The organism is Rhodopseudomonas infernalis (assembly GCF_022271405.1).
GTDB classification, from domain to species: Bacteria; Pseudomonadota; Alphaproteobacteria; order Rhizobiales; family Xanthobacteraceae; genus Rhodopseudomonas; species Rhodopseudomonas infernalis.
This window is the reverse complement of the sequence record NZ_JAJNAL010000010.1, coordinates 41,214-60,626: the sequence shown is the minus strand read 5'-3', so window position 1 is coordinate 60,626 and position 19,413 is coordinate 41,214. Positions and strand designations below refer to the sequence as shown.

Here is a 19,413-nt window from a genome sequence, read left to right as displayed (position 1 = left end):
CTATGCAGCCGCGCCGGATAGGTGGCGTTGCACGGCGATCGACAGCGCGATGTTGCATTCGAATGCGACCGCGCCTTCCGCGATAATCGCGTCCGGATCTGCCGCGGCAGCACCAGCCAAATCCAAAGCCTGGCGGTAACCGGCCTTCAAGGCTGCAGGTTCTCCGATCGACGAGAAGTCGTAGTGGGTGAGCTCGCGCGGACCGAGTCCGAGCGACTTCTCGAGCAGGCGCTTGACGATCTGACCGCCATTGAGGTCTCCGAGATAGCGCGTGTAGGCGTGCGCGATCAGCCGGCTGCCGTCGCCCTCGCCAGCGGCCGCGATGGTCCGCGCATAGGATTCACCCTCCGGCAGCAGCGGCAGCGTGTCGTTGCCTGTCAACGCGGCCAGATCAGCCGCGATCGCCGGCGCCCGCGCCAGGCGATAGCGCGCCAGTGGCTGTAGCACCGGATTCTCGCAATGGCGCTCGAGGCCGTCTTCGATTTGCCAATATGCGGGCAGCAGGTTGCGTAGCAGCAGCGCGTAGCCTTTCCGGCTGGCTGCGCCGCGCAGCATGTCGGCGATGAAGCCGGTTCGCTCCGCTTCGAGATGGAGGGCTTTGGTTCGAACGTAAAGTGCGGTTACGACGCTCGGCGCGGCGTTCCCCGCGGAAACTGCGGTCATTCGATCTCCTCGTCTTCAGCCTGTCTTATAGCAGAGCGGAAGCGAGGCGGCGAAGCCCGCAAGCGTCACCGGCGCGCTTTCAACATCGGCAGCAGGGCGCGCGCCAATTGCGGCGCGTGAGCGCCGTCAGTGGCGCTCAGATCGGCGCCCAGCATGTTGACCAGTTCGGGGTGATTGACCAGGATCGGCCCGCCGATGATGACGCCGATCTGGCGATTTCGGGACTCGCGCCGCACGACCTGGATCAAACGTTTCAGATCGTCGATCCGGCGGTCGCTGGTCATCGAGAAGCCGATCAAGTCGAACCATCGATCTGCCAACAGAGACGACAGATCGCTCGACGACCTGAACGGCCCGGTGCAGATGTCCCAGCCGTCACGCCGGAAGAATTCGGTCACCATCGCCAGACCGAAGCTATGCTGCTCGCCCGGGATTGTCGTCAGCAGCACTGAGCCAATGCGCTGGACATCGTCTGCGGGCGATGACGTTTCGCCGAGATGGCGCAGGATCCGCTGCAGTTTACTCACGCCCAACGTGACGTTGGCGAAGTCAGTGGTGTCGTCTTCCCACATCTCCCCGAGTCGCCGCGCGACCGGGCCGAGCAGGTTGAGGAAGATCAAATCGATCGCCATGCCGCGCGAGATAAGATTCTCGACATACGCGAAGGCCGCAGCTTCATCGGCTCTCAGGATGAGAAGCGTGAATTGCTGAACTTCGAAAGGCGCAGCCGGTTCGGTCATGTCCGGGGTCGGCGGGAAAGAGATGGAGCGAAGCGCGAGACCAGCCTGAGGGAGTATCTGAGTGCGGATCGAGCGTGCAATCGCATCGCCGCTGATCGGCGGTCGGTAGCGCCAGATCGGCTCAGGAGGTGACAAGTCCAGGCTCACCGGTATCGGGCGCAGGTCCAGGTCGGGGCTATTCCAGATCGAAAGCTCTTTGCGGTCGGTCATTGGATACCCCCTTTTGACCAGATAACTCGACCGGCCCCTCGACCGTCAAGTTTAATTTACGTATGGTTAGGTTGACACTCGTGTTGCCGGGGTCTAGCCTTTATCAATCAGCCGCACGTAGGGAGTGGCGTGGTGCAATTCAGAAGAGCATCAGATCAAGAAACTGAGGGTCTTGGTGCGATGGTGCCCGTTTCCCCATTCCGTTCATCGGTATCGCATCACCGGGACGGCCAAGTGTCAAACATTCTTTACATCGACAGCGTCAAAACCCCTGCCGCAGCGCCAAACGCTGACGCAGTGCGGGGTGCGCGTGTTGCTGAGCGAGTCCAGAGGCTTAAGATGCTTTACACGCCCGAGGAGCGCGCCCGCCGCGACGCAACAAAGTGGACGTTGGTGCAGGGCATCCTCGCGCCCGTGCAGTTTCTCGTGTTCCTGATCAGCCTCGGATTGGTGCTGCGTTATCTATGGACCGGCGACGGTTACACGGTTGCGACGGCCTCGGTCGTGATCAAGACGCTGGTGCTCTACACCATCATGATCACTGGCGCGATTTGGGAGAAGGAAGTCTTCGGCTGCTATCTGTTTGCGCCGGCCTTCTTCTGGGAAGACGTCTTCAGCTTCCTCGTGCTCGCTCTCCACACCGTCTACCTGGTGATGCTGTTTGCCGGCCTCGGTGATCCGCGCCAGCAGATGCTGGTCGCGCTCGCGGCCTATGCGACCTACGTGGTCAACGCCACGCAATTCGTCCTCAAGCTGCGCGCTGCACGCCGTGACGAGCGGATCGCCGCGCAGGGCGCCGCTCACATTTCCGGAAGCCGCGCATGACCGTCCATGTCTCCCCTTGCGCCGCGCCCGCGGTCGATCCTGTCGCGCGTGAGGTCCGCACCGAGAGCGGCCAGCGTGAAGTGTTCTGCGGCCTCACCGGCATCGTCTGGCTGCATCGCAAGATTCAGGACGCGTTCTTCCTGGTGGTCGGTTCGCGCACCTGCGCGCATCTGATCCAGTCCGCCGCTGGCGTGATGATTTTCGCCGAGCCGCGGTTCGGCACAGCGATTATGGAAGAGAAGGATCTCGCCGGTCTCACCGACGCCAACGACGAACTCGATCGCATCGTCACGCAATTGCTGACGCGGCGTCCGGACATCAAGCTGCTGTTCCTGGTCGGCTCGTGCCCCTCGGAAGTGATCAAGCTCGATCTGTCGCGCGCGGCGCTGCGGCTGTCGCAACGGTTCACACCGGGCGTGCGCATCCTGCATTATTCAGGCAGCGGCATCGAAACCACGTTCACGCAAGGCGAGGACGCCTGCCTCGCTTCGCTGGTGCCCGAGTTGCCGGCGGCGACCGGTGACGCGCCGTCGCTGCTGGTGATCGGCTCGCTCGCCGATGTCGTCGAAGACCAGTTCATGCGGATGTTCGATGCGCTCGGAGTGGGGCCGGTGGCGTTCTTCCCGCCGCGCAAATCCACCGTGCTGCCGAGCGTCGGGCCGAACACCAAGATCCTGATGGCGCAGCCGTTCCTGCCGGACACCGTGCGGGCGCTGCAGGAGCGCGGCGCCAAGCGGCTCGCCGCGCCGTTCCCGCTCGGTGTCGAGGGCACCACCGCCTGGCTGCGCGCTGCGGCCGACGCGTTCGGTGTCGACCCGGCGCACTTCGAGAAGGTCACCGCGCCGAACTGCGCCCGCGCCGAGCGCGCGCTCGCGGCCTACAGCAGCGAGCTCGCAGGCCGTCGCATCTTCTTCTTCCCCGACTCGCAGCTCGAAATTCCGCTCGCGCGATTCCTGTCGCGCGAACTCTCGATGCAGCTTGTCGAAGTCGGCACGCCCTATCTGCATCGCGAGCACCTCGCCGAAGAGCTCAAGCTGTTGCCGGCCGGCGTCGCGCTGACCGAAGGCCAGGACGTCGATCGGCAGCTCGACCGCTGCCGCGCGGCGCGTCCCGATATCGCTGTGTGCGGTCTCGGCCTCGCCAATCCGCTCGAAGCAGAGGGGATCACCACGAAATGGTCGATCGAACTCGTGTTCACCCCGATCCAGGGCTACGAGCAGGCGGCCGATCTCGCTGAATTGTTCGCGCGGCCGCTGGTGCGCCGCGCCAAGTTGGTGGCCTGACATGCAGCTCACCGTCTGGACCTATGAAGGACCTCCCCATGTCGGCGCGATGCGCGTCGCCACCGGCATGGAAGGATTGCACTACGTTCTTCACGCCCCCCAGGGCGACACCTATGCCGATCTACTGTTCACCATGATCGAGCGCCGCGCCAAGCGCCCGCCGGTGACCTACACGACCTTTGCGGCGCGCGATCTCGGCAAGGACACTGCTGAGTTGTTCATGACCGCGGCACGCGATGCTTATGCGCGCTTTCAGCCGCAGGCGATGATCGTCGGCGCGTCCTGCACCGGCTCCCTAATCCAGGACGATCCCGGCGGGCTCGCGAAATCGCTCGGTTTTCCGATCCCGGTGATCCCGATCGATTTGCCCGCCTACCAGCGGAAGGAAAATTGGGGCGCGTCGGAGACGTTCTACCAGCTCGTCCGCGCGCTCGCGGGTCCGAATGCGCCGGCGCCCGGCACCAAGCGCGCCGAACGCGCGCCCGGCGTCCGCGCCAAATGCAATCTGCTCGGCCCGACCGCGCTGGGTTTCCGCCATCGCGACGACGTCGCCGAAATCACCAAACTACTTGGTCAACTCGGCATCGAGGTCCATGTCGCCGCCCCGATGGGGGCCACGCCGGCGGATATTGCCCGGCTTGGTGACGCGGATTTCAACGTCGTGCTGTATCCCGAGATCGCCGGGCAGGCGGCGTCTTGGCTGCACCGCATCTTCCATCAGCCGTTCACTAAGACGATTCCGATCGGCGTGTCGGCCACCCGCGAATTCATCCGCGAAGTCGCGAGTCTTGCCGGCGTCGATCCCGAGCCTGTGCTCGCCGCCACTTCGACGCGGCTGCCGTGGTACTCGCACTCGGTCGATTCGACTTACCTGACCAACAAGCGGGTATTCATTTTCGGCGACGCCACGCACGCGATCGCCGCGGCTCGCATTGCGTCGGAAGAACTCGGCTTCAAGGTGGTCGGGCTCGGAACCTACAGCCGTGAGTTCGGCCGCGACCTGCGCGAGGCGGCGGCGAAATACGGCGTAGAAGCGCTGATCACCGACGACTATCTCGAGGTCGAGGCCAAGGTCGCCGAACTGCATCCCGAGCTCGTGCTCGGCACGCAGATGGAGCGCCACATCGCCAAGCGGCTCGGCGTGCCTTGCGCGGTGATCTCCGCGCCGGTGCATGTCCAGGACTTTCCGGCGCGCTACGCGCCGCAGATGGGGTTCGAAGGCGCGAATGTGATCTTCGATACCTGGGTCCACCCGCTGATGATGGGCCTCGAGGAACATCTGCTGGCGATGTTCAAGGACGATTTCGAATTCAAGGACGGCGCGCTGCCGTCACACCTCGGCACCGGGCACGCGTCGCAAGCCGCGCCCGACGTGGCGGAGGTAGTTATTGCGCTGCCGCAAGGCGCGCCAACTCTCGACGAGGCAGCATCCGTGCCGGCTGCTGCAAACGGTGCGGCCGCAGGGACCGTCTGGGCTCCTGAAGCAGAGAAGGAACTTCAAAAGATTCCGTTCTTCGTTCGCGGGAAAGCCCGCCGGAATACCGAGCGATTCGCCAACGAAAATGGCGTCGCAACCATTACCGTCGAGACCTTGTACGATGCCAAAGCGCACTTCGCCCGCTGATAAGACCCCCATTCGGGTCGTCATCGTTACGCTGGACAGTCATTTGTCCGGGGCCGCCGCGCGTGCACGCCAGGTGCTGCGCAAGGACTATCCGGGTCTCGAACTCGTGGTGCACTCCGCTGACGAGTGGGGCAGCGACGGCCACGCGCTCGAGCGCTGCCTCGCCGATATCGCCACCGGCGATATCATCATTGCCACCATGTTGTTCATGGACGATCACGTTCGCGCGGTGATGCCGGCGCTGAAGGCGCGGCGGGCGCAGTGCGACGCGATCGTGTGCTGCATGTCGGCGGCCGAAGTGGTGAAGCTCACCCATATCGGCAAGTTCGACATGAGCGCCGAAACGCTCGGCATGATCAACTGGCTGAAGAAGCTGCGCGGCAAGAAGCATGAAGGCAGCGCGGGCAAGGGCGAGATGAAGATGCTGCGGCAGCTCCCGAAGCTGTTGCGATTCATCCCCGGCACCGCCCAGGACATGCGCGCCTATTTCCTGACGCTGCAGTACTGGCTCGCGGGCTGCGAGCAGAACATCGCCAACATGGTGCGGCTGCTGATCGATCGCTACGCGAACGGTCCGCGCAAGGTGTTGCGCGGCGCCGCGAAGGTCGAGCCGCCGATCGATTACGCCGATGTCGGCGTGTATCATCCGAAGATGAAGGGCCGGATCGCCGAGACGCTGGACAAGCTGCCGGCGGGGCCGGCCGAAGCCAAGGGCACGGTCGGCGTGCTGCTGCTGCGCTCTTATCTGCTAGCCGGCAATGCCGGCCATTACGACGGCATGCTGGAGGCGTTCGAGGCCAAGGGCCTGCGCGTCGTCCCGGTTTTCGCCTCGGGTCTCGATCAGCGTCCCGCCATCGAGAAGTTCTTCATTCATAACGGCCGTCCGACGGTGGATGCCGTGGTGTCACTGACCGGCTTCTCGCTGGTCGGCGGCCCGGCCTACAACGACTCCAAGGCGGCCGAAGACATCCTGGCCGCCCTCGATGTGCCGTATCTGTCGGCGCATCCGGTCGAATTCCAGACCCTCGAGCAATGGGCCGCGTCCGACCGCGGGCTGATGCCGGTGGAAAGCACCATCATGGTGGCGATCCCCGAACTCGACGGATCGTCCGGCCCGATGGTTTATGGCGGCCGTTCCGATGGCGGCGACGTCGCCTGCCCCGGCTGCGATAAGTTCTGCAAGTTCGAACGCAGCGAAAGCGGCGGCGACATGCATGTCTGCGGCGAGCGCGCCGAAATGCTGGCGTCGCGAACCGCGCGGCTGGTCGCGCTGCGCCGTAGCGAGCGCAAGGACCGCAAGGTCGCTGTCGTGCTGTTCAACTTCCCGCCGAATGCCGGCAACACCGGCACTGCGGCGTTCCTCGGCGTGTTCGAGTCGCTGTTCAACACGCTCAAGGCGATGAAGAGCGAAGGCTACACTGTCGAGGTGCCCGAGAGCGTCGACGCGCTGCGCGAGTCGATCATCACCGGGAATGCGGCGCGGTTCGGCGCCCACGCCAACGTCCACGCCCGCGTCACGGCCGGCGATCACGTCAAGTCGGAGCGCTGGCTGCGCGAGATCGAAGCGCAGTGGGGTCCGGCGCCCGGCAAGCATCAGAGCGATGGCAGCTCGATCTTCGTGCTTGGTGAGCGCTTCGGCAACGTCTTCGTCGGCGTGCAGCCGGCGTTCGGCTACGAAGGCGACCCGATGCGGCTGCTGTTCGAGAAGGGCTTCGCGCCGACGCATGCCTTCTCGGCATTCTACCGCTGGCTCAAGCAGGATTTCGGAGCCCACGCCGTGCTGCATTTCGGCACTCACGGCGCGCTGGAATTCATGCCCGGCAAGCAGACCGGCCTTTCAGGCACCTGCTGGCCCGATCGCATGATCGGCGATCTGCCGAACCTCTATCTCTACGCATCGAACAATCCGTCCGAAGGCGCGATCGCCAAGCGTCGCTCGGCGGCGACGCTGGTCAGCTATCTGACGCCGCCCGTGGCCCACGCCGGTCTGTACCGCGGCCTGCTCGAACTGAAATCCTCGCTCGAGCGCTGGCGCGGGCTGACGCCGGAAGAAGAGACCGAGCGCGACAATCTGGCGGTGCTGGTGCAGGCGCAGGCCGCCGGCCTCGATCTCGTGCCGGCCGAGCCGGCCTGGACCGCTGAAGATGCGGGCGCGGCCATCGCCAAGCTCGCCGATGCGGTGCTCGAGATGGAGTACGCGCTGATCCCGCACGGGCTGCACGTCGTCGGCAATGTGCCGTCCGAGGAGGAGCGCGTCGAAACGCTGGAAGCGATCGCCGATGCGTTGCACGGCAAGCGGCCGGACAAGTCGCTGCTCGAAGCGCTGGTCCGCGGCGGTCATCCCGAACATCTGTCGGGCAACGGACCGGATGCGCAGGCTAATCTCGACATGCTCAAGGAGCTTGCCGGGATGGACAAGCTACTGGCCGAGGACCACGAGATCGCTGCGATCTTGCGCGCGCTCGACGGCAAGTTCATCCGGCCTGCGCCGGGCGGCGATCTGCTGCGCACACCGCAGGTGCTGCCGACCGGCCGCAATCTGCACGGATTCGATCCGTTCCGGATCCCGTCGGCCTATGCGTTGCAGGACGGTGCCAAACAGGCGCAGCGGTTGATCGACAAGCACATCGCCGAAGGCAATCCGCTGCCCGAGACCGTCGCGATCGTGCTATGGGGCACCGACAACCTCAAGAACGAGGGCGCACCGATCGGCCAGGCGTTGGCGTTGATGGGCGCAAGGCCGCGGTTCGATGGCTACGGCCGTCTCGCCGGCGCGGATCTGATCCCGCTTGCGGAACTCGGCCGGCCGCGCATCGACGTGATCATCACCATGTCGGGCATCTTCCGCGACCTGCTGCCGCTGCAGATCAAGCTGCTGGCCGAATCCGCCTATATGGCGGCGAGCGCCGACGAACCGGCCGAGCAGAACTTCATCCGCAAGCATTCGCTGGCCTATCAGGCCCAGCACAAATGCGACATGGAGACCGCATCGTTGCGCGTCTTCGGCAACGCCGACGGCGCCTACGGCTCCAACGTCAACCATCTGGTCGAGAACAGCCGCTGGGAAGACGAGGACGAACTCGCCGAGACCTACACCAAGCGCAAGAGCTTCGCCTACGGCCTCAAGGGCCAGCCTGTGCAGCACGCCGAGCTGCTGAAAAGCGCGCTTGCCGACGTCGATCTCGCTTATCAGAATCTCGACTCGGTCGAACTCGGTGTTACCACGGTCGATCATTACTTCGACACGCTGGGCGGCATCAGCCGCGCGGTTCGCAAGGCCAAGGGCGGGCAGGCCGCGCCGGTCTATATCGGCGATCAGACCCGCGGCGCCGGAACGGTGCGCACGCTGTCCGAGCAGGTCGCGCTCGAGACCCGGACGCGCATGCTCAATCCGAAATGGTACGAGGGCATGCTCAAGCACGGCTACGAAGGCGTGCGCCAGATCGAAGAGCACGTCACCAACACCATGGGCTGGTCGGCGACCACCGGCGAAGTCGCGCCGTGGGTCTACAAACAGCTCACCGAAACCTTCGTCCTCGATCCGGAAATGCGGGCCCGTCTCGCCGCGCTCAATCCGGTCGCATCCGCGAAGGTCGCTAACCGGCTGATCGAAGCCCACGAACGAAACTACTGGTCTCCGGACCCGGAAATGCTCGAGGTCCTGCGCAAGGCAGGCGAAGAGCTCGAGGATCGCCTAGAAGGCGTAGGAGTGGCCGCATGAACATCCTGACTGATCCCCTCAAGCTGAAGACTTCGGGCTGTGCCGACCTCAATGCGTCGAAATGCTCCGAAGGGGACGGCGAGGGCAGCGTCCAGGTGCAACTCGACCCGAATGTCAAAATCGGCAGCGCCAAGGTGTTTTCGATCTACGGCAAGGGCGGCATCGGTAAGAGCACGACCTCGTCGAACCTGTCGGTGGCGTTCTCCAAATTGGGCAAGCGCGTACTGCAGATCGGCTGCGATCCCAAGCACGACTCGACCTTCACGCTGACGAAGCGACTGATCCCGACGGTGATCGACGTCCTCGAGGAGGTGAACTTCCACTCCGAAGAGCTGCGTCCCGAAGACTTCGTGTTCGAGGGTTACAACGGGGTGATGTGCCTGGAAGCCGGCGGCCCGCCGGCCGGCACGGGTTGCGGCGGCTACGTCGTCGGCCAGACCGTGAAGCTGCTCAAGGAGCATCATCTGCTCGAAGACACCGATGTGGTGATCTTCGACGTGCTCGGCGACGTGGTGTGCGGCGGCTTCGCAGCGCCGTTGCAGCATTCCGAGCGGGCGATGATCGTCGCCGCAAATGATTTCGACTCGATCTTCGCTGCCAACCGCATCGCTGCTGCGATCCAGGCGAAGTCGAAGAACTACGCCGTCCGACTGGCGGGAATCATCGCCAATCGCAGCCGCGACACCGATCAGATCGACAAGTTCGGCGCCGCGACCGGTATTCAGCGCGTTGCGCACCTTCCGGATCTCGATGTCATTCGCAAGAGCCGTCTGAAAAAGATGACACTCTTTGAGATGGATCACACCGACGAAATTCTGGCTGTGCAACAAGAGTATCTTCGGCTCGCTGCCGATATGTGGGAGGCGAAGGCGCCACCGGTCCAGGGCAAGCCGCTGAAGGATCGCGACATCTTTGATCTCTTGGGATTTGATTGATGGCGTTGGGCAGCTACATCGAGCGACGCGGAGAGCTTGAAACCTATTTCGACCGCACTGCGGCCGATACATGGGCCAAGCTGACGTCCGATGCCCCCGTGAGCGGCATCCGCGCCACGGTGCGCGCCGGCCGTGACGAGATGCGCAACACGCTGCTGTCGTGGTTGCCGGCCGACATGACCGGCACCCGGCTGCTCGATGCCGGCTGCGGCACCGGCGCGCTGTCGATCGCAGCGGCGCGGCGTGGCGCGCAGGTGCTGGCGATCGACCTGTCGCCGACGCTGGTCGCCGTCGCCCGCGAACGCCTGCCGGAGGACATCGATCCGGCGGCGATCGACTTCCGTTCCGGCGACATGCTCGATCCTGCGCTCGGCGAATTCGACTTCGTCGTCGCGATGGATTCTTTGATCCACTATCTGCCGCACGATATCTGCCGCATCCTCGCCACGCTGGCGTCGCGCACCCGGCAATCGATGGCGGTGACGTTTGCGCCGAAGACTCCGGCGCTGGCGTTGATGCACTTCGTCGGTGGCTTCTTCCCGCGTGCCGACCGCGCGCCGGCGATCGAGCCAGTGAGCGAGAAGAAACTGCTCAAGCTGATTTCGGAAGACGCTGCGCTGGTGCAGTGGCAGCCGGGCCGCACGCACCGAGTGTCGTCCGGTTTCTACACCTCGCAGGCGCTGGAGATGGTTCGACGATGAGCCAGATGACGGCGACATTGGCGAAAGGCTGGATGCGTCTCGGCACGCGCTTCCTGCCGTTTGCCGATGCCGCCACCAAGGAGCTTCCGCTCGGCCGGCTGCTGCGGTTGTCGCTGTTTCAGGTCTCGGTGGGCGCTTCGGTCGTACTGCTCAATGGCACCCTCAACCGCGTGATGATCGTCGAGCTCGGCGTCTCGACGCTGCTGGTTTCGCTGATGGTGTCGCTGCCGCTGGTGTTCGCGCCATTCCGCGTGCTGATCGGCTTCAAGTCCGACAATCATCGCTCCGTGCTCGGTTGGCGCCGGGTGCCCTATATCTGGATGGGCACGCTGCTGCAGTTCGGCGGCTTCGCCATCATGCCGTTCGCACTGCTGGTGCTGTCGGGCGGCGGCGAGTATCCGGCGGTCTATGGCCAGATCGGCGCCGCTTTGGCGTTTCTGCTGGTCGGCGCGGGGATGCACACGACGCAGACCGCGGGCCTTGCGCTCGCGACCGATCTTGCACCCGAGCATGCGCGGCCGCGCGTCGTTGCGTTTCTCTACGTCATGTTGCTGGTGGGGATGACCGGCAGCGCGCTGATCTTCAGCGAGCTGCTGCGCAACTTCAGCGAACTGCGTCTCATTCAAGTGATCCAGGGCGTCGCCGTGGCGCAGTTGCTGCTCAACATCGTGGCGCTGTGGAAGCAGGAAGCGCGCAACCCGACGCTGACCTCGGCGCAGCGCCAGCGGCCACAGTTCAACCAATCCTGGTCGCGCTTCCGCGCTGCCGGCGGCTCGTCGCGCATGCTGATCGCGGTCGGTCTCGGCACCGCCGGTTTCTCGATGCAGGACATTCTGCTGGAGCCCTACGGCGCGGAAGTGCTGCGGCTTTCGGTCGGCCAGACCACGGCGCTGACTGCGTTCTTCGCACTCGGCACGCTTGCGGGCTTCGGCATCGCGGCGCGCACGCTGGGCCGCGGGGGTGATCCGTATCGGCTCGCCGGCTTCGGCGCGCTCGTCGGCATCTTTGCGTTTGCGGCTGTCATGTTCGCCGCGCCAGCGCAGTCGGCCTTGCTGTTCCGCATCGGCACGGCGCTGATCGGTCTCGGCGGCGGCTTGTTCGCCGCCGGCACGCTGACCGCCGCGATGGCCGTGGCGTCGGACAGCGATCCCGGTCTTGCTCTCGGCACGTGGGGCGCCGTGCAGGCGACCGCGGCCGGCGGCGGCATCCTGCTCGGCGGCGGCATTCGCGACCTGGTCGCGTCGTTCGCCGACAGCGGTGCGCTCGGCGTCGCGTTGTCCGGCCCGGCGATCGGCTACGGCTTTGTCTACAACATCGAGATCGCGTTGCTGTTCGCAACGTTGGTTGCGGTCGGTCCGCTCGTGCGTACGTCACGATCGGGCGGCGCGCAGCCTGCTACCAAGTTCGGCCTTGCCGAATTTCCAGGTTAACAAAGAGGAAGGGGTCCGCTCATGCAACCCGGAGCGTATTTGGACTTAGCACAGGTTACCCTGTACGTATTTTGGATCTTCTTCGCCGGCTTGCTCTTCTATCTTCGCCGCGAAGACAAGCGAGAGGGCTATCCGCTGGTCGCCGACGTCGGCGCCGGCAACCGTCTCGCGAAGACCGGGATTCCGGCCTCGCCGGATCCCAAGACCTATCTGCTGCGCGGCGGTGCGACCAAGACAGTGCCGTCGATCAGCAACGATCGGCCCAACGTCGCGCTCACCCCGACCGCGCCTTGGCCCGGCGCGCCGTTCGTGCCGACCGGCAACCCGTTCGCCGACGGTGTCGGCCCGGGTTCCTATGCGCAGCGCGCCGATGTGCCGGAACTCGGCCTCGACAACCTGCCGATCATCGCGCCGCTCCGCGCCGCGAAGGGCATGTTCCTCGACCATCGCGACCCCAATCCGATCGGCTTCCCGGTCGTCGGTTGTGACGGTCAGGTCGGCGGTACGGTGACCGAAGTCTGGGTCGACCGCGCCGAAGTTCTGGCTCGCTACCTCGAGGTCGAAGTCGCCAAGACCAAGAAGCGCGTGCTTCTCCCCGTGCCCTTCGCGCTGATCAACAGTCCGGTCGGCAAGGTCTCGGTCGACGCGATCCGCGGTGATCAGTTCGCAGGCGTGCCTGCGCTGGCCAAGGCGGATCAGGTCACCAAGCTCGAGGAAGACAAGGTCTGTGCGTATTACGGCGCCGGCACGCTCTATGCCACGCCGATGCGTCAGGAGCCCATCGTATGACCGACTCCCCCAGCCAATTTCGTGAGCTTCCGTCGCCACTGCCGGAGGGAGAGCGCGTTCTCTGGCAGGGGAAGCCGACCTTCAAAGGGTTGGCGATCCGGACCTTCCACATGCGGGCAGTGGCGATCTATTTCGCCCTGCTGATCGTGTGGAAGGCCTGGTCGAACTGGTCGAACGGTGAATCACTCGGCGAAGCATCGGCGTCCGCGGCGATGCTTCTCCTTCCGGCGATCGGCGGTCTCGCACTGCTGGCGCTGCTCACCTATCTGTTCCGCCGCGCGAGCTGCTACACCATCACCTCCAAGCGCGTGCTGATCCAGACCGGGGTGGCGCTGCCGATCACGCTGAACATTCCGCTCGGCAAGATCGCCAACGCGGATCTCCACGAACGACACGACGGAAGCGGCGACATTCCGCTGCGGATCATCGATACCAAACGCACCTCCTACGTTCTGCTGTGGCCACACATTCGACCATGGCGTCTGCGTGCACCCGAGCCGATGATGACGTCGGTCAGCGACGTCGCAAAGGTGGCTGCGATCCTCACCGAGGCGGTGAAGGCACAGCTCGATCCCGCCGCAGTTTCTCTCGTTCAGACGGCTACCAGCGGACCGGCTCAAGGCCCGTTGTCGAACTCGACGGCCACTGCCGTCGCTTGAACCGGAGAGAGAGATGAGTGAGGCCGCCGAAAATTTCACCGTTCCCAAAGGCGCGTTGATCGGTGCCGCTGCGATCGTGCTGTTTGCGATCGGGGCGGGCGCGACCGTGCGCCTGACCGGTTACGGGCATTCTCACATGACGCCGCCGGCCGTCGTGGAGAGCATGGACCTGACCTTCGAGGACAGCTCCAACGGTCTGGTTAATATCTACCGCGCCAACGACCACACTCTCGTCCGCGTCATTCATCCCGGCGAGTCAGGATTCGTCCGCGTGGCGATGCGCGGACTGGCGCGCGAGCGGATGGTGGCCGGCGTCGGCTCGGAGCCGCCCTTCGTCCTCGCCCGTCATAGCAACGGCCAGTACACGCTGACCGATACCGCGACCCGCAAGGTGCTCGACCTCAACGCCTTCGGTGCGGACAATCTCCGCGCCTTCTCTCAATTGATGCCCGCTCCGACGATCGGGGCAGCTAACGACAAGCAAAATAGCGATAAGCAAAAGGACGGCTCGCAATGAGCACGTTCGGGATCGGGAAACGCACAAGCTTCGACGTCCCCTGCACGGTGGAAATCGAGCAGACGTCGGAAACTCTCCATGCCCACGTGATCCTCGACGGCGATGTCGAGATCGGCCCCGGCGACGAAGTGATGGTTCACGACGCGCCGACCCACGTCGAATTCGGCGAACGGCTGGTCGTTCGCCGCACCGCGACCGTGGTGCGGGCCGGCTGGCTCGACAAGATCCGCGCGCGGCTGGAAGGTTATCGCGAACTGACCGAGCTCTACGAAGTCAGCTTCTCAGATGGGAGGGTTTCATGATTCCGATGGAGGGAGGCGCGCAGGGCGCGCTACGGCCGACGGCCCGCCCCGCGATCAAGGGTAGCGTCGACAGCCTCAACATCGCAAAAGAGGATACGATCCTCACGCCGCGGTTCTACACCACCGACTACGCCGCGATGGACAGGCTCGACGTCAGCCTAGTGCGCGCCGAGTGGACGGCGATGATGAACGAGATGCGCGCCGACTATAACAAGTCGCACTTCAAGAAGACCGACGAATTCCGCGAAAGCGACCTCGACAAGCTGCCGCCGGAACTGCGCGCCGAGTTCAAGGACTTTCTGGTCTCGTCGCTGACCGCCGAGTTCTCGGGCTGCGTGCTGTATTCGGAAATCAAGAAGCGCATCAAGAACCCGGAGATCCGCGAACTGTTCGGCCTGCTCAGCCGGGACGAAGCGCGCCACGCCGGCTTCATCAACGAGATCCTCAAGGATCATGGCATCGGCGTCGATCTGTCGTTCCTGACCAAGGTCAAGAAGTACACCTATTTCCGGCCGAAATTCATCTTCTACGCGACCTACTTGTCGGAGAAGATCGGCTACGCGCGTTACATCACGATCTACCGCCAGATGGAGCGCCATCCGGAGCGCCGTTTCCATCCGATCTTCAAATGGTTCGAGCGCTGGTGCAACGACGAATTCCGTCACGGCGAAGCGTTCGCGCTGCTGATGCGTGCCGATCCGTCGCTCCTGTCGGGCATCAACAAGCTATGGATCCGGTTTTTCCTGCTCGCGGTGTTCGCCACGATGTATGTGCGCGACCATATGCGTCCGGCCTTTTACGAGGCGCTGGGCGTCGATGCCACCGACTACGGCATGCAGGTGTTCCGCATCACGACCGAGATTTCCAAGCAGGTTTTCCCGGTGACGATCAATCTGGACGATCCGCGTTTCCTCGCCAATCTCGAGAGATTGCGCAAAGCCGCGGACAAGATCGCCGAGTCTCGTAGTCAGGGTGTGGTCGGCAAACTGAAGCGTCCGTTCTACGCGGCCTCGGCCGCGCTGGCGTTCGGTCGTCTGTTCCTGCTGCCGGCGAAGCGGAACGAGTTGCCCCGCGTTATCGGTCTGCGGCCGGCGTGGTGAGAGAGTAGCGCGATGGTGTCCTATCTCGGCCCACCTATCTTCGCGGCCTTCGTCTGGTGGTTTTCCACCGGTGCCGTTCTGCTGCTGGTTGGCAGCGTCGGCCGCTCGGAGCTGCTCCGGGCGGTGTGTGCGGGCGGGATGCTCACGATCGCGCTGTGCGGCCTGTCAGTCACCGCGCACGACACCAGCGTCGGCGCGGCCTATATGGCGTTCAGCTGCATCATCTTCCTGTGGGGCGCCCAGGAAATCGCGTTCCTGTCCGGTTGGCTGACCGGGCCGCGGGCCGAGCCGTGTCCACCGGATGCCAAGGGTTTTGCTCGCTTCAGCTACGCGCTGCAGGCGATCATTTATCACGAGATCTGCCTGCTCGCCTGTGGCGCCATCGTGGTGTGGGTGACGCTCGGCGCCGAAAACGAAGTCGGTCGCTGGACCTATCTGGCACTGTGGGTGCTGCGCCAGAGTGCCAAGATCAATCTGTTTCTCGGTGTTCCCGTCACCAATGACGAACTGATGCCGGACGCGGTCCAGTTTCTGAAGACGTATTTCGCGCGTAAGCCGGTGAGTGTGTTCTTCCCGATCTCGGTGACCGCGGCCACCGCCGTGCTGGTGGTGATGATCCAGCGCATCGTCGAAGTCGCCGATACGCCCTCCGAAGTCGTCGGCCTGACGCTGGTATCGACTTTGTTCGCACTTGGCGTCGTCGAACATTGGTTCATGCTGCTACCACTGCCCGCCATCACGCTTTGGAGTTGGGGCATCCGTCCAGCTTTCTCGCCGGAGAGCAACATCATGGAACAGAATCCGTCTACCATTGCCGCTGCGTCCGTGCATGCCGCGCCGACGCAAGCTTCCGAAGCGCCGCAGGCCGCTGCTGAGGCCCGCAGTGCGGTCGGGCCGCAGCTCGTGGTGCTGCCGACCGCTCGCAAGGACGAAGCGCCCAAGGTGCGCTCGAGCTGCGCCCGGCAGCGCCTCGAAGATCAGTTTCGCCAGACTTTCCTCGAACAGCATCCGCGCAGCGGATTGGCTCCGGCCCGGGTCGGCATCGCCGCCGAGCCGGTCGCAACGATCAACGGGAGGACGTCATGAATTACGAAGCCTATTTCCGCAGGCAGCTCGAAGGCCTGCATCGTGAGGGCCGGTATCGCGTCTTCGCCGATCTCGAGCGCCATGCGGGCTCGTTCCCGCGCGCCACGCACTATAAGCCCGACGGCACCGGCGACGTCACGGTGTGGTGCTCCAACGACTATCTCGGCATGGGCCAGCACCCTGCGGTGCTGAAGGCGATGCACGAGGCGCTCGACAGCTGCGGCGCCGGCGCCGGCGGCACCCGCAATATTGCCGGAACGAATCACTATCACGTCCTGCTCGAGCAGGAGCTGGCCGCGCTCCACGGCAAGGAAGCTGCGCTGCTGTTCACCTCCGGTTACGTCTCGAACTGGGCCTCGCTGTCGACGCTGGCGTCGCGGATGCCCGGCTGCGTGATTCTGTCGGACGAGTTGAACCATGCCTCGATGATCGAAGGCATCCGTCACAGCCGCAGCGAGACGCGTATCTTCGCCCACAACGATCCGCGCGACCTCGAACGCAAGCTGGCCGATCTCGATCCGCACGCGCCTAAGCTGGTGGCGTTCGAATCGGTCTATTCGATGGACGGCGACGTTGCGCCGATCGCCGAGATTTGCGACGTCGCCGACGCCGCGAACGCCATGACCTACCTGGACGAAGTCCATGGCGTTGGCCTGTATGGCCCGAACGGCGGCGGCATCGCCGATCGCGAGGGGCTGAGCCATCGCCTGACCATTATCGAGGGGACGCTGGCGAAGGCGTTCGGCGTGGTCGGCGGCTATATCGCCGGCTCGGCTGCGGTGTGCGACTTCGTGCGCAGTTTCGCCTCGGGCTTCATCTTCTCGACCTCGCCGCCGCCAGCTGTCGCGGCTGGCGCGCTGGCGAGCATCCAGCATCTGCGCGCCAGCTCGGCCGAGCGTGAGCGCCATCAGGATCGCGTGGCGCGGCTGCGTGCGCGGCTCGACCAGGCCGGCGTGGCCCACATGGCGAACCCGAGCCACATCGTCCCGGTGATGGTCGGCGACGCCGCGCTGTGCAAGCAGATCAGCGACGAGCTGATCGACCGCTACGGCATCTACGTGCAGCCGATCAACTACCCGACGGTGCCGCGCGGCACCGAGCGGCTGCGCATCACACCGTCGCCGCAGCACACCGACGCCGACATCGAGCATCTGGTTCAGGCCCTCAGTGAAATCTGGGCCCGGGTCGGTTTGGCCAAGGCCGCATAGGTCGCGCTCCCGGATCAAACGGCGGTTCGCCGTGCGCCAGGCTTGCCTGGCAAGTTGGGCGCGCCGAGAGACTTCACCTTCGTCATGGCCGGCGGGCCATGACCGAGGAAAGACTGCGAAAACGGCGCCGGCGCATTTGTGGCAAGATACAGCGGCCGATCGTCAGAGTCAGCCTATACGAGCCTGTCGCTAGAGCGATTCTGCCTCTAATCGAATCGCTGCCGTCATCCCGAGGTACCCGCTGTGCTGCGCTCTGCGCGACGCTGCTAGCCTCGAAGGATGAGCCACGGGCGCCTTTGCCGCATCCTTCGAGTCGCGCTACGCGCGCGCCTCAGGATGGACGATTCCGCACCAGAGGAGACGGCGTCGCTTCAATCAATCGATGAAGCGCTCTCGTCCTGCTTTCCGTCAGTCCTGCCTGCCATCAACGCTTGATGCGATGCCCGGCGGGCGGCGCGGACGGGCGCGTCAGGCGCATTCGCCGGTCGGTTCGCGGCAGGAATTGCGGGCCCTCGGCCTTCAGGAAGTCGAGCATCGCGCGCGCCGGCGGCAGCAGCACCTTGTCGTTGCGCGTGACGACGTACCATTGCCGCACAACAGGCAGCCCGACGACGTCGAGGATCACGAGCCGCCTTTCGTCGAGCTCGGTTGCGACCGTGTGGGCGGACAGGAAGGCGATGCCGAGGCCGGCGATCACTGCCTGCTTGATGGTCTCGTTGCTGCCCATCTCCATGCCGATGGTTGGCCGGATGCCGGCACTGCCGAAGAGCTGCTCCATCAGGCTCCGCGTCCCTGAGCCCGGCTCGCGGGTAAGGAACGTCTCACCGGCGAGTTCGGTGAGCGCGACGTCGGATTTGCGCGCCAGCCGATGCGCGGTCGGCGCGATGATGACGTGCGGGTGGTCCCCGATCAGATGGGTCTCGACTTCGAGGTCGACCGGCGGCCGTCCCATGATGGCGATGTCGAGTTCGTAGCCGCGCAGCGCCGAGCCGATCTCCTGCCGATTGCCGATGAACAGCCGGACGTCTATCTTCGGGTTGAGCTTGAGAAATCCCGAGATCGCAAAGGGCACGAAGTACTTTGCGGTCGACACCGCGCCGATCGAGATCCGCCCCGCGGTTTTGCCGGCGATCATCTCCAGCGACGTGTCGCATGCGGCTATCGCGGCCTCGATCCGCTCGCTCAGCGCCAGCACTTCGAGCCCGGCATCGGTGAGCTGCATGCCGTCGCTGCGCCGCTGAATCAGCGGGATGCCGGCGAGCGCCTGTAGATTGCGCAGCTGCAGCGTGACCGCCGGCTGGGTCAGATGCAGCTTGTTTGCCGCCGCCGTGATGCTACCGGTCTCTGCCAGGGCCGCAAGTGCGCGGAGCTGCCGGATCGAAACTGCTCTGAAGGGGCGACTCATCAACAATGACTGCGTGCGGGGACGTTGACGGAGTGTCGGCTATTCCCCGAGGACGGTCAACATTGATCAGGCTGGTGAACACCGGGCTGCGATCACGAGGATCCGAATTGGTCCGGCTGCGACCTGAAGCCGATGGCAGAAGTGATTCTGCAGGCGGCGTTGCGATCCTGATAGTTTGTCATCGTCAATTACTTGCTGGCTGACCGGAGAGCTTC

The 19,413-nt window shown here is 64.5% G+C and carries 17 protein-coding genes; 14 read left to right on the top strand and 3 right to left on the bottom strand.

What is annotated here, in order from left to right:
- Together LPW26_RS09265 and LPW26_RS09260 are read right to left on the bottom strand one after the other, a co-directional pair.
- Positions 1-663, bottom strand: coding sequence for a biliverdin-producing heme oxygenase (locus tag LPW26_RS09265; RefSeq protein ID WP_238734516.1), 663 nt, complete (start codon positions 661-663; stop codon positions 1-3).
- Positions 664-728: 65 nt separating this feature from the next.
- On the bottom strand, positions 729-1,613 hold the full coding sequence (locus LPW26_RS09260) for a cobalamin B12-binding domain-containing protein (RefSeq protein WP_238734513.1): 885 nt from the start codon (positions 1,611-1,613) through the stop codon (positions 729-731).
- Between the two features lie 339 nt (positions 1,614-1,952).
- Between LPW26_RS09260 and bchF the strand changes: the two genes are divergently transcribed.
- Genes bchF through hemA form a run of 14 tightly spaced genes read left to right on the top strand, consistent with a single transcriptional unit; the run spans position 1,953 to position 17,793 of the window.
- Positions 1,953-2,438 (top strand): 2-vinyl bacteriochlorophyllide hydratase, encoded by a 486-nt coding sequence (bchF, locus tag LPW26_RS09255; RefSeq protein WP_238734512.1) that lies wholly within the window; start codon positions 1,953-1,955, stop codon positions 2,436-2,438.
- Positions 2,435-3,721, top strand: coding sequence for a ferredoxin:protochlorophyllide reductase (ATP-dependent) subunit N (locus tag LPW26_RS09250; protein ID WP_238734511.1), 1,287 nt, complete (start codon positions 2,435-2,437; stop codon positions 3,719-3,721). The genes bchF and LPW26_RS09250 overlap by 4 nt, the downstream gene beginning before the upstream one ends.
- 1 nt (position 3,722) lies before the next feature.
- Positions 3,723-5,345, top strand: a complete 1,623-nt coding sequence (gene bchB, locus LPW26_RS09245) for a ferredoxin:protochlorophyllide reductase (ATP-dependent) subunit B (RefSeq protein WP_238734510.1) — start codon at positions 3,723-3,725, stop codon at positions 5,343-5,345.
- Positions 5,320-9,066, top strand: coding sequence for a magnesium chelatase subunit H (locus tag LPW26_RS09240; protein ID WP_238734509.1), 3,747 nt, complete (start codon positions 5,320-5,322; stop codon positions 9,064-9,066). Before bchB ends, LPW26_RS09240 begins: the two co-directional genes overlap by 26 nt.
- Positions 9,063-10,001, top strand: a complete 939-nt coding sequence (gene bchL / locus LPW26_RS09235) for a ferredoxin:protochlorophyllide reductase (ATP-dependent) iron-sulfur ATP-binding protein (protein WP_238734507.1) — start codon at positions 9,063-9,065, stop codon at positions 9,999-10,001. Before LPW26_RS09240 ends, bchL begins: the two co-directional genes overlap by 4 nt.
- A complete protein-coding gene (bchM, locus tag LPW26_RS09230; protein WP_238734506.1) occupies positions 10,001-10,702 on the top strand; it encodes a magnesium protoporphyrin IX methyltransferase in 702 nt (233 codons plus the stop codon). Before bchL ends, bchM begins: the two co-directional genes overlap by 1 nt.
- Entirely contained in the window at positions 10,699-12,132 is a 1,434-nt protein-coding gene (locus LPW26_RS09225; RefSeq protein WP_238734502.1) for an MFS transporter, read from the top strand. The genes bchM and LPW26_RS09225 overlap by 4 nt, the downstream gene beginning before the upstream one ends.
- A gap of 21 nt (positions 12,133-12,153) precedes the next feature.
- Positions 12,154-12,921 carry a photosynthetic reaction center subunit H gene (puhA, locus tag LPW26_RS09220; protein WP_238734499.1) on the top strand — a complete coding sequence of 256 codons (768 nt, stop codon included), beginning with the start codon at positions 12,154-12,156 and terminating at the stop codon, positions 12,919-12,921.
- Positions 12,918-13,580 (top strand): photosynthetic complex putative assembly protein PuhB, encoded by a 663-nt coding sequence (puhB, locus tag LPW26_RS09215; protein ID WP_238734496.1) that lies wholly within the window; start codon positions 12,918-12,920, stop codon positions 13,578-13,580. Before puhA ends, puhB begins: the two co-directional genes overlap by 4 nt.
- A gap of 13 nt (positions 13,581-13,593) precedes the next feature.
- Complete coding sequence (puhC, locus tag LPW26_RS09210; protein WP_238734493.1) at positions 13,594-14,097, top strand: photosynthetic complex assembly protein PuhC; 504 nt, start codon at positions 13,594-13,596, stop codon at positions 14,095-14,097.
- Positions 14,094-14,399 carry a hypothetical protein gene (locus tag LPW26_RS09205; RefSeq protein ID WP_238734490.1) on the top strand — a complete coding sequence of 102 codons (306 nt, stop codon included), beginning with the start codon at positions 14,094-14,096 and terminating at the stop codon, positions 14,397-14,399. Before puhC ends, LPW26_RS09205 begins: the two co-directional genes overlap by 4 nt.
- Positions 14,396-15,499, top strand: a complete 1,104-nt coding sequence (acsF, locus tag LPW26_RS09200; RefSeq protein ID WP_406677287.1) for a magnesium-protoporphyrin IX monomethyl ester (oxidative) cyclase — start codon at positions 14,396-14,398, stop codon at positions 15,497-15,499. Before LPW26_RS09205 ends, acsF begins: the two co-directional genes overlap by 4 nt.
- A 12-nt stretch (positions 15,500-15,511) precedes the next feature.
- On the top strand, positions 15,512-16,585 hold the full coding sequence (gene puhE, locus LPW26_RS09195; RefSeq protein WP_238734487.1) for a putative photosynthetic complex assembly protein PuhE: 1,074 nt from the start codon (positions 15,512-15,514) through the stop codon (positions 16,583-16,585).
- Positions 16,582-17,793, top strand: coding sequence for a 5-aminolevulinate synthase (gene hemA / locus LPW26_RS09190; RefSeq protein WP_238734484.1), 1,212 nt, complete (start codon positions 16,582-16,584; stop codon positions 17,791-17,793). The genes puhE and hemA overlap by 4 nt, the downstream gene beginning before the upstream one ends.
- A 424-nt stretch (positions 17,794-18,217) precedes the next feature.
- Here the strand turns inward: hemA and LPW26_RS09185 are convergent, their stop codons facing one another.
- Positions 18,218-19,198, bottom strand: a complete 981-nt coding sequence (locus LPW26_RS09185) for a LysR family transcriptional regulator (RefSeq protein WP_238734481.1) — start codon at positions 19,196-19,198, stop codon at positions 18,218-18,220.
- Positions 19,199-19,413 lie beyond the last annotated feature (215 nt).

Coding starts and splice junctions, on each gene's coding strand:
- LPW26_RS09265 (WP_238734516.1), bottom strand. CDS start 663: ATGACCGCAGTTTCCGCGGGGAACGCCGCGCCGAGCGTCGTAACCGCA.
- LPW26_RS09260 (WP_238734513.1), bottom strand. CDS start 1,613: ATGACCGACCGCAAAGAGCTTTCGATCTGGAATAGCCCCGACCTGGAC.
- bchF (WP_238734512.1), top strand. CDS start 1,953: ATGCTTTACACGCCCGAGGAGCGCGCCCGCCGCGACGCAACAAAGTGG.
- LPW26_RS09250 (WP_238734511.1), top strand. CDS start 2,435: ATGACCGTCCATGTCTCCCCTTGCGCCGCGCCCGCGGTCGATCCTGTC.
- bchB (WP_238734510.1), top strand. CDS start 3,723: ATGCAGCTCACCGTCTGGACCTATGAAGGACCTCCCCATGTCGGCGCG.
- LPW26_RS09240 (WP_238734509.1), top strand. CDS start 5,320: ATGCCAAAGCGCACTTCGCCCGCTGATAAGACCCCCATTCGGGTCGTC.
- bchL (WP_238734507.1), top strand. CDS start 9,063: ATGAACATCCTGACTGATCCCCTCAAGCTGAAGACTTCGGGCTGTGCC.
- bchM (WP_238734506.1), top strand. CDS start 10,001: ATGGCGTTGGGCAGCTACATCGAGCGACGCGGAGAGCTTGAAACCTAT.
- LPW26_RS09225 (WP_238734502.1), top strand. CDS start 10,699: ATGAGCCAGATGACGGCGACATTGGCGAAAGGCTGGATGCGTCTCGGC.
- puhA (WP_238734499.1), top strand. CDS start 12,154: ATGCAACCCGGAGCGTATTTGGACTTAGCACAGGTTACCCTGTACGTA.
- puhB (WP_238734496.1), top strand. CDS start 12,918: ATGACCGACTCCCCCAGCCAATTTCGTGAGCTTCCGTCGCCACTGCCG.
- puhC (WP_238734493.1), top strand. CDS start 13,594: ATGAGTGAGGCCGCCGAAAATTTCACCGTTCCCAAAGGCGCGTTGATC.
- LPW26_RS09205 (WP_238734490.1), top strand. CDS start 14,094: ATGAGCACGTTCGGGATCGGGAAACGCACAAGCTTCGACGTCCCCTGC.
- acsF (WP_406677287.1), top strand. CDS start 14,396: ATGATTCCGATGGAGGGAGGCGCGCAGGGCGCGCTACGGCCGACGGCC.
- puhE (WP_238734487.1), top strand. CDS start 15,512: ATGGTGTCCTATCTCGGCCCACCTATCTTCGCGGCCTTCGTCTGGTGG.
- hemA (WP_238734484.1), top strand. CDS start 16,582: ATGAATTACGAAGCCTATTTCCGCAGGCAGCTCGAAGGCCTGCATCGT.
- LPW26_RS09185 (WP_238734481.1), bottom strand. CDS start 19,198: ATGAGTCGCCCCTTCAGAGCAGTTTCGATCCGGCAGCTCCGCGCACTT.